Raw genomic sequence first — 14,940 nt, forward strand, 5'->3', positions numbered from 1 at the left:
GCCTAGGGTGCTCAGGGCAGCAGCGCGGCGGCGAGCGGGTGGACGGTCTCCTCGATCTCGTCGGCGACCCGGCTGAAGCACTGGTCGCCCCGGCCCCACGGGTCGTCGAGGTCGTCGGTGGGCAGCGGGGAGGCGCCCTGCCGGGCCGCGTCGGCGGCGGCGACCAGGGCCACCCCGCGCGCGTACACGGCGTCCGGGGTGGCCTCGACCGGAGGCAGCGCGGCGGCGTCCACGGCGCCCAGCAGCCGGCCGAACTCGCCCAGCACGAACGTGCGGGCCGCCGCGTCCGGGCGCAGCGCCACCACGTACTCCTGCTGGTCGGCGGTGGCGGTGAGGACCAGGTCGGCGGCGTCGATGAGATCGGAACGGAGCTTGCGGGCGGCGAAGCCGTCCACGTCCCCGCCGCGCGACACCACCTGCCGGGCCGCCGGCGGGTTCATCTCCTCGCCGGCGTGCCAACCGCCGGTGCCGGCGCTGTGGCTGTGCAGCAGTTCGTCCGAGCGGATCGGGTCGACCCCCAGCCGGCCCAGCCGCTCCCGCACGGCGAGCACCAGCAGCCGCTCGGCCATCGGGGACCGGCAGATGTTGCCCATGCAGACGTGCAGGACGGTGAACGGCGGCACTCAGACTCCCTGCGCCTCGAGGATGTCCGGCACCACGTCACGCAGTTTCTCCAGCGGGACGGCCCCCTGGCGTAGCAACCGGGGCACCTCGCCGGTCAGGTCGACGATCGTGCTCGGCACCGGGTCCGGGGCCGGTCCGGCTTCCAGGTAGGCGCGGACCGAGTAGCCGAGCTGGTCCCGGGCCTCCTCGGCGGTGACCGCGGCCGGCTGGCCGACCTTGTTGGCCGAGGCCACCGCCATCGGCCCGGTCTCCCGCAGCACCTCCAGCGCCACCGGGTGCAGCGGCATCCGCACCGCCACCGTGCCGCTGGAGTCGCCCAGGTCCCACTGGAGGCTGGGCGAGTGCTCCACCACGATGGTCAGCGCGCCCGGCCAGAACGCCTCGACCAGGTCACGCGCCGCGCGGGGCAACGAGAAGACCAGGCCGTCAAGGGTGTGCCGGGAACCGATCAGCACCGGCGGCGCCGCCCGGGAGCCGCCCTTGGCGTCCCCGAGCGCCTTCACCGCGTACGGGGTGAAGGCGTCGGCGCCGATCCCGTAGACCGTGTCCGTGGGCAGGACGACCAGTTCCCCGTTCTTGACCGCCTCGATGGCAGCGGCGATGCCGCGGTCCCGGTCGGCGGGCGACCGACAGTCGTAGAGCATCACGAGGAGCCAGTCTGCCACGCCGTGCCGGCAGCGGGGCGCTGGCCGTCCGCGCGGTGGGACGCGGTGGCGAACCGGGGCCGGTCGGTCAGGTCCGGGTGATCCTCGACCGCCTCGAACCGGCCGTCCGCGCTGAGCAGCCCGGGCACCGCCGTGCCGTGCGTGTCGTCGTGCTCGATGCCGAGCAGCCCGCCCGGGCGGAGCAGCTCCGCCGCCCGGGCGATCACCGGCCGGATCACCGCCAGCCCGTCCACCCCGCCGAAGACCGCCTCGTCCGGGTCGTGCCCGGCCACGTCCGGGGATACCACCACCGACCGCGGCACGTACGGCGGATTGCAGAGCAGCACGTCGACCCGGCCGACCAGCTCCGCCAGCAGCTCCGGGTCGGTCACGTCGGCGGCCACCACCTCGATCGGGGTGTCCCCGGCCGCGGCCCGGTCCGCGGCGTTGCGGCGCAGCCAGTCCAGCGCCGCCGGGGATCGCTCCACCGCGACCACCCGGGCGCCCGGCAGCTCCTGGGCCACCGAGAGGGCGATCGCGCCGGAGCCGCTGCACAGGTCGACCACCAGGGGGTGGCTGCGCCGCCGCCCCTGCTCGACGCCCCAGCCGGCGAGCAGCTCGGTCTCCGGCCGGGGCACGAAGACGCCCGGGCCGACCGAGAGCTCCAGGCGCCGGAAGCCGGCGGTGCCGGTGAGGTGCTGCAGCGGCTCCCGGGCGATCCGCCGGTCCAGCAGCGTGTGGAAGCGGTCGAGCTGAGCGGCGGTGAACCCGTCGGCCAGGGCCAGCCGGCCCCGCGGCACGTCCAGCACATACGCGGCGAGCAACTCCGCCTCCGCCCGGGGGGCCTCGATCCCCGCCTCGGCGAGGGCCCAGGCCGCCCGGGCGACCACGAGCGACGGGCGGGGCCGTTCTGTCCCTTCGGACGGGTGTTGCGGCAGGGAGGTCACGAGATAATCATGAAGCGTCGCGGGTCACATCACGAGCGGGTGCGGCCGGACGCACACACAGGGAGGTCGCGAGTGGGCTGGCTCGACCGGGTCGAGGACCAGGTTGACACCCTCAGGCATGCCAGGGGCCTGCAGGAGGCGAGCCGCTCGGCCGAGGCGTGCGTCGTCCTGGACCGGGTCATCCGCACCACGACCGACCCCTGCGCCCGGGCCGACGCCCTGGTTCAGCGCCTCTCCGCGCTGATCAATCTCGGTCGGACGGCGGAGTTCACCCGGGCCATCGAGGAGGCCTCCCGGGCCGTCCGCGACCTGGCCGAGCCCTATCTGCACGGGCACCTCAACGCGCTCGCCGCGCTGGCCGCGCACCACCAGGGCGCGCTGGACCGCTGCGTCACCCACCTGGTCAAGGCCTCCCGCTGGCTGACCGCGGTCGACGACCCGGATCGGGACACCGCCTGGGGCTGGCACGACCTGGCCATGGCCTACTCCTACCTCAGCTTCCACGGCCACGCCCTCGGCGCGATCGAGCGCGCCCGCCAGGTCGGGTTGGCCGCCGACATCCCGGAGGAGACCTTCGCCGCGCCCGGCATCCGGCTGCGCAACGCCGTCGCGCTGGACCACAACGGGGACAGCGACGGCTGCCTGCGGGTGCTCCGGGACGTCTCCGGGGACCTGAGCCGCTTCCTGCACGCCGGGCGGGCCGGCAACATCCGGCCGAGCAGCCGGGCCGCGTACGGCTATGCCGCCGCCCGCCGGGCCGCCCTCGGCGACCTGGTGGAGTCCGGCACGGATGCCGACCCGGTCCGGCTGCTCGGGCAGGGCGGGGACAGCGCCCGGGTCCGGGACATGCGTCAGCTCGGGCAGGTCTGCCTGGCCATCGCCGACGGCCGACCGATCGAGGCGATGACCCGGCTGGAGAGCGCCCGGGTCTCCGCCGAGACGCTCGGCGATGCCGAGCCGGCCCGGCTGCGCAGCATCGCCCTGGCCGGGGCCGGCGACCACGCCGGGGCGCACCGGGCCGACCGGCACGCGTTCCGGCTCGCCGCGCAGCGCAACGACCGGTTGCGGGACGTCTACATCGACGGCATCGCCGCCCGGATCGATCACGAGGAGATGCGCCGGGAGGCGGCGCGGTACGAGGGCGAGGCGCTCACCGACCCGCTGACCGGGCTGCCCAACCGGCGCCGGCTGGAGCGGTACATCGGGGCGGTGGTGGCCCGGGGCGAGCGGGTGGTGATCGGCGTCTGCGACCTGGACGGCTTCAAGGCGGTCAACACCCGGCACGGCCACCATTCCGGCGACCTGGTGCTCCAGCGGATCGCCGGCGTGATCAACCGGGTGATGCGGCGCGGCGACTTCGTCGCCCGCTACGGCGGGGACGAGTTCGTGGTGGTGCTGCCCGGGGCCGGGATGTCCGAGGCCGCCGAGGTCGCCCGCCGGATCGACGCGGCGGTCCGAACGGAGGACTGGGAGTCGCTGGTGCCCGGCACGCCGGTCGGGGTCAGCATCGGCTTCGCCGAGGTGAGCGGCTCCGGTGCGAGCCTGCGGGAGGCGCTCGGCGCCGCCTTCGAACTGGCCGACCGCGAGATGCTCCGCGCCAAGGCCCGCCTCCGTGCCTGCTGACCGGATCTGGGGTCAGCGGCGGGTGAGCTCGGTCTCGCCGGCGAGTCGGGCGGCGCGGTCGGCCTCGGCCAGGGCGTCCAGGACGCCGTCCAGCTCCCCGGCGAGGGCCAGGTCGAGGTTGTACGCGGTGTAGCCGATCCGGTGATCGGTGATCCGGTTCTGCGGGAAGTTGTAGGTGCGGATCCGCTCCGAGCGGTCCACCGTGCGGACCTGGGCCTTGCGGGCGTCCGAGGCGGCCGCGTCGGCCTGCTCCTGGGCCGCCGCGAGCAGCCGGGCGCGCAGAATCCGCATCGCCTGCTCCCGGTTCTGGAGCTGGGACTTCTCGTTCTGGCAGGAGACCACGATCGCGGTGGGCACGTGGGTGATCCGGACCGCGGAGTCGGTGGTGTTGACCGACTGGCCGCCCGGCCCGGACGAGCGGAACACGTCGATCCGCAGGTCGTTCGGGTCGATGGTCACGTCGACGTCCTCGGCCTCCGGCAGCACCAGCACGCCGGCCGCGCTGGTGTGGATCCGGCCCTGCGACTCGGTGACCGGGACGCGCTGCACCCGGTGCACGCCGCCCTCCCACTTGAGCCGGGACCAGACGCCGTTGCCACCCTCGGGCACACCCTTGGTCTTGATCGCCAGCGACACGTCCTTCACCCCGCCCAGGTCGGACTCCTGGGCGTCGATCACCTCGGTCACCCAGCCGTGCCGCTCGGCGTACCGGGTGTACATGCGCAGCAGGTCGGCGGCGAAGAGTGCGGACTCCTCGCCACCCTCGCCGGCCTTGATCTCGACGATCACGTCCTTGGCGTCGTGCGGGTCTCGCGGGATCAGCAGCTCCGCCAGCCGCTCCTCGAGCGCCGGCAGGGACGCCGCGATCGACTCGGCCTCGGCGGCGAACGCCGGATCCTCGGCGGCCAGCTCGCGGGCGGCGGCCAGGTCGGCACGGACCTGCTCCAGCTCGGCGGCCGCCTTGTGCAGCGGGACCAGCTCGGCGTAACGACGCCCGACCCGCCGGGCGGTGCCCTGGTCGGCGTGAATGGCCGGGTCGGCCAGCCGCTTCTCCAGCTCGGCGTACTCGTCGAGGAGGGCGGCCAGGCGCTCACTGCTCATGCTGCGGATACTCCTTCGACGACGAGTGACAAGAACGGGTGAAACGTGTGGAAACGGACGAACGCCCGCGTCCGGCACGGAGCCGGACACGGGCGTCGTCGGAAGAGTTACTTGGCCTTCTTGGACTGAACCTTGGCGTACTTCTGCTGGAACTTCGCGACCCGGCCGGCGGTGTCGAGGACGCGCTGCTTACCGGTGTAGAACGGGTGGCAGGCGCTGCAGGTCTCGACGTGGATGGCGCCGCCCTTGGCGGTGCTGCGGGTCGTGAAGGTGTTGCCGCAGGAGCAGGTGACCTCGGTGGTCACGTACTCCGGGTGGATGTTCTGCCTCATGTCGCCTCGGTCCTTTCGTGGGTGGTCGCCGGGTCGCCGTCGGTCGTCCCGTCGAACGCGACGGGTTCGGGCGTGAACCGGAACCGTTGGCCGATTGACCAGTGTGCCACGGGCGCGAGCCAACCCGGCAAGCGGGCCACACACCGGTTTCGGCAGGCTCAACGCTCACCTCCCGGTACGCATTCCCGCCCGGCTCGCGGGCATTCGTCACCGCGTACCGGCGGGACCGGGACGCGGCGGCCCGGCCCGCCGGAGGACCGGGACCGGGACGAACGGGGGTGAGCGGGGATGTTCCGCCTGATCGCGACCCGGGGGTTGCCGGCCTCCGGCAAGACGACGTTCGCGCGCCGGCTCCAGCCCGGCGTGGTCCGGGTCAATCGGGACGACCTGCGCCGGATGATGCACGGCGAGCGGCTCTTCACCCAGTGGGCCGAGGGGCAGGTCACCCGGGCGCAGCGGGCCCAGGTCGAGGCGCTGCTGGCGGCCCGGGTGAGCGTCTGCGTGGACGACACCAACCTCCGCTCCCGGACCCTGCGGGACTGGGCGGAACTGGCCGAGCGGTACGGCGCCGCGTTCGAGGTGCACGACTTCACCGACGTGCCGCTGGAGGAGTGCCTGCGCCGGGACGCCGCACGGCCGGAGCACGACCGGGTCGGCGAGGCGGCGATCCGCCGGCTGCACGACCGCTACCTGGCCAACCGCCCGTTACCGCTGCCGCTGCCGACGGCCCGTACGGGCACGCCGGCCGCGGTCCACCCGCCCCACCCCGAGCCGCCGGCGATCGTGCTGGTGGACATCGACGGCACGGTGGCGCTGAACGTCTCCCGCAGCCCCTACGACATGACCCGGGTCGGCGAGGACGCGCCCAACGAAGCGGTGATCGCGGCGGTGCGGGCGATGCACGCGGCCGGGCACGGGGTGGTCTTCTGCTCGGGCCGGGACGCCTCGGCGCGGGCCGACACCGAGGCCTGGCTGGACCGGCACGTGAAGGTCCCCTACCTGGCGCTGCACATGCGGGCGGTCGGCGACCGCCGCAAGGACTCGGTGGTCAAGCAGGAGATCTACGAACAGGAGATCCGGGACCGCTACCGGGTGGTGGGGGTCTTCGACGACCGGATGCAGGTGGTCCGGATGTGGCGGTCGCTCGGCCTGACCGTCTTCCAGGTGGCCGAGGGCGACTTCTGAGCTGCCCCGCGCGCGGGGCCCGGTCAGCGACGCCGCGGCCGACCGTGTCAGGCGGCGGGCACCTCCACCGCTGCCTCCGCCGGGGTGAGGGCGACCGTGGCCTCGGCGCGTACGCCGTTGACGGTCACCGCGAGCACCACCTGCGCGCCGGGCCGGAGCGCGGTCAGCTCCCCGGTGGCCGGATCGAAGCGGGCCACGTGCCACGGCTTCACCCCGTCCGCCGATCCGATGTGGAGGTTCGGCGAGCCGGACCAGTCGGCGCTGACCGGGGCCGCCACCGGCACGGTACGGCCACCGGGCTGGGTCAGCGTCGCGGTGACGGCCGCCGCATCGCCGACCGCCACGCTCGCCGCCCCGGTCAGCGCGAGCCGGTCGACGTGGGCGTGGAACTCGGCGTCGACCCAGCGCGGCCCCTCGGCGAGCCGGTCGCGCCGGGCCCGCTCGGCCTCCTCCGGGGTGACCGGGTCGACCCCGAACTCGGTCCAGCCGGTGAAGCCGCCGAGGTGGGGCGGGGTCGACGGGTTCTTGCCCGAGTTGCCGTTGATCACGTACGGCACTCCGTCCACCCGGTCGGCGTGGAAGGTGCCGACGTGGCCGCCGACGAAGAGCGCGCCCTTGCCCGTACGGTGCTGGAAGTCGGCCAGCCACTGCTCCAGCAGCGCCGCCTCCTTGCGGTCGCCGAGCTGGCTGGCCTTGGCCGGGGTGGGGTCGCGCGGCGGGTGGTGGTGCAGCACCACCACGGAGCCGATCGCCGGGTCGGCGGCGGCGGAGTCGAGCGCCTCCCGGAGCAGCTTCACCTGGTCGAAGCCGCCGCCGCGCAGCGAGCCGGTGGAGCTGTTCAGCGTGACGAACCGGGTGCCGTTGTGGTCGAAGACCCGGGAGGTGTCGCCGAAGACGGCCTTGAAGTTGCCGATCGGCGCGCCCATGATCTCGTGGTTGCCCGGGACGTAGTAGTACGGCAACTCGCCGCCCAGCTCCTCGTCGAGGATCCGCTTTGCCAGCGCAAAGTCGGCCGGGTACGCGGTGTCCACAAAGTCCCCGTCGATGACGAGGAAGTCCGGCTTCGCGGCCTTGACCTCGCGGAGCGTACGGCGGGCCTGGGCGACCAGGTCGCTGTCCGGGTCGGCCGCGACGAACTGGGCATCGGAGAGCACCGCGAACCGCCAGGGCGCGCCGTCCACGGTGCCGTCGCGGAGCACCACCCGGTCGGTGCGCGGCGCCTCGGCCGGCGCCTGGATCGCCGGGGGCACCTTCGCCACCAGGTCGTCGATGACGATCTGGCTGGTGTACTGCGCGGCGGGGTTGGTCTCCGCCACGTAGAACCGGCGGATCCGCACCGGGTACTGCACCCCGGCCGGGACGGCGAACTCGACGTACTTCCAGCCGGTCCAGGTGATGTACGGGCCGCGGAGCACCTGCTGGGTGTCCTGGGCGTCGTGCAGGTGCAGGCTGGGCCACTCCCCCTTGCCGTTGCCGTATATCCACATGCCGAACGCCTGCGGCTGGCCGGGCACGCTGATCCAGGCGGGCGGGTCGGCGTACGCGGCCCGGGTGCCGGTGGACTGGCTGAAGTCGTACGACAGCTTGAGGCCGGTGCCGGTGTGGCCGGGGGCCGGGGCGACCGAGCCGCTGGCCCGGGCCTGGCTGAACCGCCACGACGCGGCGTCGTCGAAGGTGGCGACCGGGACGTCGGTCAGACCGACGGTTACCGGGAGCACGGTGGTGTGGTCTCCGACTCCGACGGTGATCAGGGCGGAACCCGCGTCGCCCAGCGCCTTGACGGAGAGGTTGCCGTCGGCGGTCGGGGTGACGGCGAGCAGCTTCTCGTCGTACTCCAGCGTCAGGTCGGCCGGCTCGATCGGCGCGGTGTTCCCCTCGGCGTCGTAGCCGACCACGCCGACCAGACCCGTGTCGCCCTGCCGGGTCAGCCCGACCCGGTCCACCGTGGCGTCGAGCCGGTCCAGCGGCCCGAGCACGGTGAGATCGAGTGTGCCGCTGGCCTCCTCCCGCCACGCGGTGACGGTGCTGTGGCCCGGCGCTCCGGCCCGGAAGACGCCGGCATCGTCCACCTTCCCCTGCGCGGCCGGATTGCCCCGCCACTGCGGCGCCCCGGCCGCCGGGCCGTACGTCTCGTCGTAGCCGGCGGCGGTGAGCCGCCGGGTGAGCCCGGGGAAGACGCGGTCGGGCCGGCCGCCGCGGATCGGGGCGACCCCGGGCGCGGCGGTCGGGTCGCTGGCGGTCTCCAGCCAGTACCCGGTCAGCCGGCCGCTCCCCTGGGGCGCGTAGATGGCCAGCCCGTTCGGCACGGGCCGCTCGCTGCCGTCGGACGGGCTGTTCTCCACCTGCACCGCCGCCGCGCCCGGTTCCCGGGCCAGCAGGGTGGAGGAGCCGCCGCCGTCGAGGTTCAGCGCGGTGTACGCGCCGAGCTCGACCATCAGCCGCCCCATCTCGGTCTGGGTGACGCCGCGGCTGTCCACCTGCCGGCCGTCCACGGTCAGCATGATCATGCGGCGTCCGTCGGCGGAGAAGCCGACCGACGTTCGTGGTGCCAGGCTCTGGTCGGCGATGTTCTGCACCACGCCGTCGCGGACCAGCACGTTGCCGCCACCGACCGCCGCGCGCAGGCCGCCGCCGTCGGACGCCTTGGGCCGCCAGGCGACGTCGACCGGGTCGCCGGGGCGCAGCGCGGCGAGCGCGTCCGCCCCGGCCTCCCGGCCGAGCAGGACGGTGGTACCGGCCGGGATCGGCCCGTCGCCGGGAACGGTGGCCACGGCCGAGACCCGGCCGCCGGTCACCGCGACCTCGACCACCCGGGCCGCGCCGCTCACCGCCCGCTGTCGAGGGTACGACCCCCAGAGCGGGGTGAAGACGCCGACGCCGTCCGGCTGGACCATGTTGTTGAACTGGGTCAGCGCGACCGGACCGGCGGGCAGCGCCGCGCTGCCCTCGAAGCCGGCCTGGATGATCCGGCCCAGCCCCTCGGCGCTGATCGCGGCGGCGTTGGTGTGCCCGGCGACCGGCGACTGGATCAGCTCGTCGGAGCGGATGCCGATCCCCTGTGCCGCGCCCGAGTTGTTGATGTCGAAGAAGTCGCCGTTGACGGCGGCGACCGCCCTCGAGCGGTCCACCGCGGCGCGCAGCGGCTCGTCCCGGGTCACCTCTCCGGAGTTGACGTAGTCGACGGTGACGCCGCCGGAGAGGTCGGCGGTGAGCGCGTCGGCACGCAGCCAGCCGTTGGCGTCGTACCGGTCGAAGGAGGTCAGGTCGAGCCCGGGCGCGACCGGACGGATGGTCTTGGCGGTCTCCAGGCCGCCGGCCGGCTCGACGCCGGTCGCGGTGCTGGCGGCGGCACCGGCCTCTCCGGCCAGCGTCACCGTCGAAGCGGGATATGACGAGGCGACGGGGGCGTCCTCGGCGGCGGTGTCGGCGTCCCCGGCGGGCGCCGCGAGGCCGGCCGGAGCCGGTCCGGTAAGGGTCAGCAGCGGCGTCAGCAGCAGGACGCCGACGAGGCGGGCGGATCGACTGCGGGTACGCATGGACGACAGTCAACCCGAGGATGAACAGAAGTTTCAATATCTCTTTACTGAACCGAAGAAAAACTTCACGCGCCTGCGGGCTCGGAAGACGACGAAGGGCACGGCCCGATCGGCCGTGCCCTTCGTCGTCGCTGCTACCGGATTACTCCCCCGGCGTCGACTTCGCGATCTGCATCAGGAACTCGATGTTGGTGCGGGTCTGCTTGAGCCGGTCCAGCAGGAGGTCGAGCGCCGCCTGCGAGTCCAGCGAGTGCAGCACCTTCCGGAGCTTGTGGACGATCGCCAGCTCCTCCGGCGCGAGCAGAACCTCTTCCTTCCGCGTGCCGGACGGGTTGATGTCGATCGCAGGGAAGACCCGCTTGTCGGCGATCTTCCGGTCCAGCTTCAGCTCCGCGTTGCCGGTGCCCTTGAACTCCTCGAAGATGACCGTGTCCGCCATGGACCCGGTCTCCACCAGGGCGGTGGCGAGGATGGTCAGGGAGCCGCCGTTCTCGATGTTGCGGGCCGCGCCGAGGAACCGCTTCGGCGGGTAGAGCGCGGTGGAGTCGATACCACCCGACATGATCCGGCCGCTGGCCGGCGCCGCCAGGTTGTACGACCGACCGAGCCGGGTCACGGAGTCGAGCAGCACGACCACGTCGTGCCCCAGCTCGACCAGCCGCTTCGCCCGCTCGATCGCCAGCTCCGCCACCGTCGTGTGGTCCTGCGGCGGACGGTCGAACGTGGCCGCGACGACCTCGCCCTTCACCGACCGCTGCATGTCGGTGACCTCTTCCGGCCGCTCGTCCACCAGCACCACCATCAGGTGGCACTCCGGGTTGTTACGGGTGATCGCGTTCGCGATCGCCTGCAGCACCATGGTCTTACCGGCCTTCGGCGGCGAGACGATCAGCGCCCGCTGCCCCTTACCGATCGGCATGACCAGATCGATCACCCGAGTGGTCAGGATGTGCGGCTCGGTCTCCAGCCGCAGCCGCTCCTGCGGGTACAGCGGAGTGAGCTTGTAGAACTCCGGCCGACGCTTCGCCTCCTCCGGCTCCATCCCATTGATGGTGTCCAGCCGGACCAGCGGGTTGTACTTGTCGCGCCGCTGCTCGCCCTCCCGGGCGGTCCGCACGGCGCCGGTGATGGCGTCACCGCGGCGCAGGCCGTACTTCTTGATCTGGGACATCGAGACGTAGACGTCGTTCGGGCCGGCCAGGTAGCCGGTGGTCCGGACGAAGGCGTAGTTGTCGAGTACGTCGATGATGCCGGCCACCGGCACGAGCACCTCGTCCTCGCCAACCTGCGGCTCGCGGCCCTCGCCGCCCTCGGCCCGGTCGCCCCGGCCGCGTCGCCGGTCCCGGAACCGGCTGCGCCGGCCGCGCCGGCCGCCGCCCTCGCCGTCCTCGTCACCGTCGTTGTCCCGCTCGGCGCGCTGACCACGGTCGTTGCGGTCGCCGCGGTCGCCGCGCTCGGCACGCTCGCCGCGCTCGGCACGCTCGCCGCGCTCGGCACGCTCGCCGCGCTCGCCGCGCTCGGCACGCTCGGCACGCTCGCCGCGCTCGGCACGCTCGCCGCGCTCGGCACGCTCGCCGCGCTCGCCGCGGTCACCCCGCTCGACGCGCTCGCGACCGCCGCGGCCCTCGCCGCGCTCGGCCCGCTCGCCGGTCTCGGCGGTGGCCTCCTCGGTACGCGCCTCGGTCGGCCGCTCCTCGGCCGTCGCGGCCCGGCCGCGTCGGGTCCGGGTGCGGCCCTCGGTCACCTCGGCGGCCGGTGCCGCCGGGGCCTGCTCGGCGCGCCGCTCGGTGTCGGCTCGTTCCTCACGCACTTCGGCGTGCACCTCCTCCCGGGCCGGAGCGGCCGCGGCCGCGACCTCGGCCCGTGGTCGAGGGGTCCCGGCGGCGGCGCCGCCCTGCCGCTCGGTGATCGCGCTGATCAGCTCGCCCTTGCGCATGCGAGCCGTGCCGGAGATACCGAGCGACGCGGCCAGGCTCTGGAGCTCTGGCAGCAGCATCGCCGACAGGCCGGTACCGCTGCGCCGACGGCGCGTGGGGGCGGCGGTGGTGGCTTCGCCAGCGACGTTGGAAACATCCGACGTCACGTCGGTGGTGTCGCTCAATGGATTCCTTCCCTCGATAGGCCGGGACTGCCCGGAGTCGAAAATCAGGTGGCCGGGCGGCCTCGGTGCACCCGCCTCGCATTGACGCGTCGCGGGAGTTTGTGACACAGCAGCCGGTCGGTTTCCCGACTCACCAACCTCGGTGAGCAGGTCTCGCCGTCTGCGGCGACCTGTGGAAACTGCGGTGCGGCGTGGGCCTTGGCAGGGGTGACGGGCTGACCGCCGAGAGCTTCGGGGGTGCGCCGACCCGCAGGAGATTCCATGCTTCGCGGCTGTGCTGAGTCTAGAGCGTAATCAACTCTTACGACCTGCGGCAACAGGGTCCCGCTCGGCGTGTCCAAGTCTACCCCGGGTCACCCGGGCACCGCTGACGTCTATGGACAACCGCCAGAGCTGCCAATCTCTTCCCGGGTCGAAGCCCTCCGGCGGCTCGGTCAGCGCCAGAACCGTCGGGCCCGCCCCACTGACCACAGCCGCCACATCCGCCACACGTAGGGCGCTGACCAGGGCCGCCGTGGCCGGCATGCCCGCTGCGCGATAGTCCTGATGCAGCCGGTCGACCGTGGCCGGCAGCAGCAGCCTCGGCTCGGCGGTCAGCGCGTGCACCAGCAGCGCCGCCCGGCCGGCGGTCAGCGCGGCGTCGGCGTGCGGCACCGTGGCCGGCAGCGCGGCGCGAGCCGCGGCGGTCAGGCCGCGCTCCTCGGGCACGAAGACCGTGGGGCGGACGCCGTCGGCGACGGCCAGCGACACCGCCCGGGCGCCGGACGGGTCCGTCCAGGCGACGGTGAAGCCGCCGAGCAGGCAGGGGGCCACATTGTCCGGGTGGCCCTCGAGCTCGGCGGCCAGGCGGAGCGCGGCAGCCTCGTCGAGCCGCCGCACGCCGTCGACCACCAGGGCCCGGGCCAGCTGCACCCCGGCCACGATCGCCGCGGACGAGGAACCGAGGCCGCGAGCCTGCGGGATCCGGTTGACACACTCCACCGCCAACCCGGGGGGCTGGCCGCCGAGCGCGTCGAAGGTGGCGCGCATGGCCCGGGCCACCAGGTGCCGGTCGTCTTCGGGCAACTCCCCGGCGCCCTGACCGGTCACCGTCACCCGAACGCCGCCGTCCGACGTGACCTCGGCGGCGACGTCGTCGTACAGCCCAAGGGCGAGCCCGAGCGAGTCGAAACCCGGCCCCAGATTGGCGCTGGTGGCGGGAACCCGGACCCGGACCGGACCCGTTTCGAAAGTCAACGGCACCGGCTCATGCTAGGGCGGCGGACCGGCACTCCGGCGAAGCGCCCGGAGCGTGGGACGCGACCCGCGCCCGAGGGCAGGGGCCGCCGCTCAGCGGGTGGGCGCCGGGTCCAGCTCGACGGCCGGGTCGGTCAGCGAGAGCCGCCGGGTGGCGAACCGCCAGCCGACCGCGTAGACGAGGGTGACCAGGCCGCAGCCGGCCAGCACCACCCGCTCGTCGACGACGTCGACCACCGAGGCCACCACGAGCTGGCTCACCGATACCGCCAGCGTCGCCAGCATCATGTCGGTGGCGAAGATCCGCCCGCGCAGTCCGTCCGGCACTTCGCCCTGGAGGGCGAAGTTCGACATCACCCAGTTGCTGCCGCCGGCGGCGTGCGCGACGAAGACCAGCAGCAGCACCAGCGGGAACCAGCCAGCCACCGAGGTGCCGAGGTACGCCAGCCCGTACAGGGACATCGACAGCGCGAGGCCCGGCAGCAGCCAGGACCGGTTGGTCAGCACCCGGCGCATCAGGATCGGCCCGACCAGCGCGCCCGCGCCGCGGACCGCGAAGAGCAGGCCGGTGCCGACGCCGCCGACGCCGTACACGCTGGCGAGCAGCGGGAAGACCGTCAGCACGCCGTTTCCCAGGCCAACCGCGGACTTGACGGTGACCAGCGCCAGCACCCGCGGCCGGTGCCCGATGTGGCCCAGCGCCTCGCGGATCGCCACCCACGTGCGCTGCGTCGGCCGCGCGCCGTCGCGCGGGGCCTGCAGGGGCCGGCGGATCAGCGCGGCCAGGCCCGCGGCCAGCGCCAGTCCGACCGCCGCCACCCAGAAGCTGGCGTACGGCCCGGAGGCCGTGGCGAGCAGACCGCCGAGCGAGGCGCCGACGATGGTCATCGTCCCCCACGCCGAGCCGGCGACCGCGTTGCCGGCGGCCAGCTCGTCGGGGTCGAGGACGTTGGGCAGGGCGGCCTGGGCGGCCGGCGAGTAGAACGCCTTCGCCACCGCGATCACGCCGATCGCCACCATCGCCAGCCACGCCGTGCCGGCGCCGCGTACCCCGAGCAGCAGCAGGGCCCCGGCCAGGGCGGCCAGGTTCGCCGTCACCATGATCTTCTTGCGGTCGAACCGGTCCGCGATGGTGCCGGTGTACGGCAGCAGCAGCGCCACGACCCCGGTGTCCACGGCCAGCACGAGCGCGCCCCACACGCCGCTGCCGGTCAGCTCCGGCAGGAGCACGAGCAGCGGCACCATGACAAACCAGTCGGCCCCGAATACCACCAGCTCGGCCAGGAAGAGGTTGCGGAAGTCGCGGTTGCGGACGAGGACCGAGAGGGTGGGTGACACGCCCGCACCCTACCCGGCGGGTCCGACCTCGGTGACGTGCCCGAGCAGCCGGGAGACGGTCACAAGGTGTAGCCGCGGGAACGCAGCCTGGACCGAGCCGGCGCCGCCGACCAGGAGGGCGGTGTGGCGCAGCACGGACCGCCTTGCCCACCGGCGCACCCCGTCCGCCATGGCCCCGCTCCGCTCCGCGCGGTCGCCCCACCGGAGCGATCCGACGCATAAAGCGTGTATCAGCTCACTCGAGGACGCCGTCGCCCATCCGACGCAGACCGA

General features: G+C 73.8%; 12 protein-coding genes. 2 read left to right on the plus strand and 10 right to left on the minus strand.

The genetic code is table 11. The annotated features are described in order from the left end of the window. Positions 1-11: 11 nt before the first annotated feature. The 3 genes from GA0070624_RS32420 to prmC are packed head-to-tail and all read right to left on the minus strand — an operon-like array spanning position 12 to position 2,215. Positions 12-623 carry an arsenate reductase/protein-tyrosine-phosphatase family protein gene (locus GA0070624_RS32420; protein ID WP_091347314.1) on the minus strand — a complete coding sequence of 204 codons (612 nt, stop codon included), beginning with the start codon at positions 621-623 and terminating at the stop codon, positions 12-14. Continuing rightward, a complete protein-coding gene (locus GA0070624_RS32425; RefSeq protein WP_091350310.1) occupies positions 624-1,268 on the minus strand; it encodes an L-threonylcarbamoyladenylate synthase in 645 nt (214 codons plus the stop codon). It lies immediately after the preceding gene. Beyond that, on the minus strand, positions 1,268-2,215 hold the full coding sequence (gene prmC, locus GA0070624_RS32430; protein ID WP_176731952.1) for a peptide chain release factor N(5)-glutamine methyltransferase: 948 nt from the start codon (positions 2,213-2,215) through the stop codon (positions 1,268-1,270). Before prmC ends, GA0070624_RS32425 begins: the two co-directional genes overlap by 1 nt. Positions 2,216-2,287: 72 nt before the next feature. Between prmC and GA0070624_RS32435 the strand changes: the two genes are divergently transcribed. Beyond that, positions 2,288-3,838 (plus strand): GGDEF domain-containing protein, encoded by a 1,551-nt coding sequence (locus tag GA0070624_RS32435; protein WP_091347318.1) that lies wholly within the window; start codon positions 2,288-2,290, stop codon positions 3,836-3,838. A 12-nt stretch (positions 3,839-3,850) separates the two neighbouring features. Here GA0070624_RS32435 and prfA read toward each other — a convergent pair whose 3' ends face one another. Together prfA and rpmE are read right to left on the minus strand one after the other, a co-directional pair. Then, positions 3,851-4,939 (minus strand): peptide chain release factor 1, encoded by a 1,089-nt coding sequence (gene prfA / locus GA0070624_RS32440; RefSeq protein WP_091347320.1) that lies wholly within the window; start codon positions 4,937-4,939, stop codon positions 3,851-3,853. 107 nt (positions 4,940-5,046) lie between these two features. Next, positions 5,047-5,271 carry a 50S ribosomal protein L31 gene (gene rpmE / locus GA0070624_RS32445; protein WP_091347322.1) on the minus strand — a complete coding sequence of 75 codons (225 nt, stop codon included), beginning with the start codon at positions 5,269-5,271 and terminating at the stop codon, positions 5,047-5,049. Between the two features lie 288 nt (positions 5,272-5,559). Here rpmE and GA0070624_RS32450 point away from each other — a divergent pair, with 288 nt between their 5' ends. After that, positions 5,560-6,456: a phosphatase domain-containing protein gene (locus GA0070624_RS32450; protein ID WP_091347326.1), complete on the plus strand. Its 897-nt coding sequence runs from the start codon at positions 5,560-5,562 to the stop codon at positions 6,454-6,456. Between the two features lie 47 nt (positions 6,457-6,503). On the opposite strand, the gene GA0070624_RS32455 is transcribed toward GA0070624_RS32450, so the two are convergent. The 5 genes from GA0070624_RS32455 to GA0070624_RS35145 all read right to left on the minus strand — a co-directional run bounded on the left by GA0070624_RS32455 (position 6,504) and on the right by GA0070624_RS35145 (position 14,838). After that, a complete protein-coding gene (locus tag GA0070624_RS32455) occupies positions 6,504-9,992 on the minus strand; it encodes a phosphodiester glycosidase family protein (RefSeq protein ID WP_091347328.1) in 3,489 nt (1,162 codons plus the stop codon). 142 nt (positions 9,993-10,134) lie between these two features. Beyond that, positions 10,135-12,093: a transcription termination factor Rho gene (gene rho / locus GA0070624_RS32460; protein WP_091347330.1), complete on the minus strand. Its 1,959-nt coding sequence runs from the start codon at positions 12,091-12,093 to the stop codon at positions 10,135-10,137. Between the two features lie 294 nt (positions 12,094-12,387). Then, complete coding sequence (gene thrB, locus GA0070624_RS32465; RefSeq protein ID WP_091347333.1) at positions 12,388-13,335, minus strand: homoserine kinase; 948 nt, start codon at positions 13,333-13,335, stop codon at positions 12,388-12,390. Positions 13,336-13,422: 87 nt separating this feature from the next. Further along, positions 13,423-14,667, minus strand: coding sequence for an MFS transporter (locus GA0070624_RS32470; protein WP_091347334.1), 1,245 nt, complete (start codon positions 14,665-14,667; stop codon positions 13,423-13,425). Between the two features lie 9 nt (positions 14,668-14,676). Continuing rightward, complete coding sequence (locus GA0070624_RS35145; protein ID WP_176731953.1) at positions 14,677-14,838, minus strand: hypothetical protein; 162 nt, start codon at positions 14,836-14,838, stop codon at positions 14,677-14,679. Positions 14,839-14,940: the final 102 nt, after the last annotated feature.

The sequence above is a fragment of the Micromonospora rhizosphaerae genome, from assembly GCF_900091465.1.
Lineage (GTDB): Bacteria > Actinomycetota > Actinomycetes > Mycobacteriales > Micromonosporaceae > Micromonospora > Micromonospora rhizosphaerae.

Coding starts and splice junctions, on each gene's coding strand:
- GA0070624_RS32425 (WP_091350310.1), bottom strand. CDS start 1,268: ATGCTCTACGACTGTCGGTCGCCCGCCGACCGGGACCGCGGCATCGCC.
- GA0070624_RS32450 (WP_091347326.1), top strand. CDS start 5,560: ATGTTCCGCCTGATCGCGACCCGGGGGTTGCCGGCCTCCGGCAAGACG.
- GA0070624_RS32455 (WP_091347328.1), bottom strand. CDS start 9,992: ATGCGTACCCGCAGTCGATCCGCCCGCCTCGTCGGCGTCCTGCTGCTG.
- rpmE (WP_091347322.1), bottom strand. CDS start 5,271: ATGAGGCAGAACATCCACCCGGAGTACGTGACCACCGAGGTCACCTGC.
- prfA (WP_091347320.1), bottom strand. CDS start 4,939: ATGAGCAGTGAGCGCCTGGCCGCCCTCCTCGACGAGTACGCCGAGCTG.
- GA0070624_RS35145 (WP_176731953.1), bottom strand. CDS start 14,838: ATGGCGGACGGGGTGCGCCGGTGGGCAAGGCGGTCCGTGCTGCGCCAC.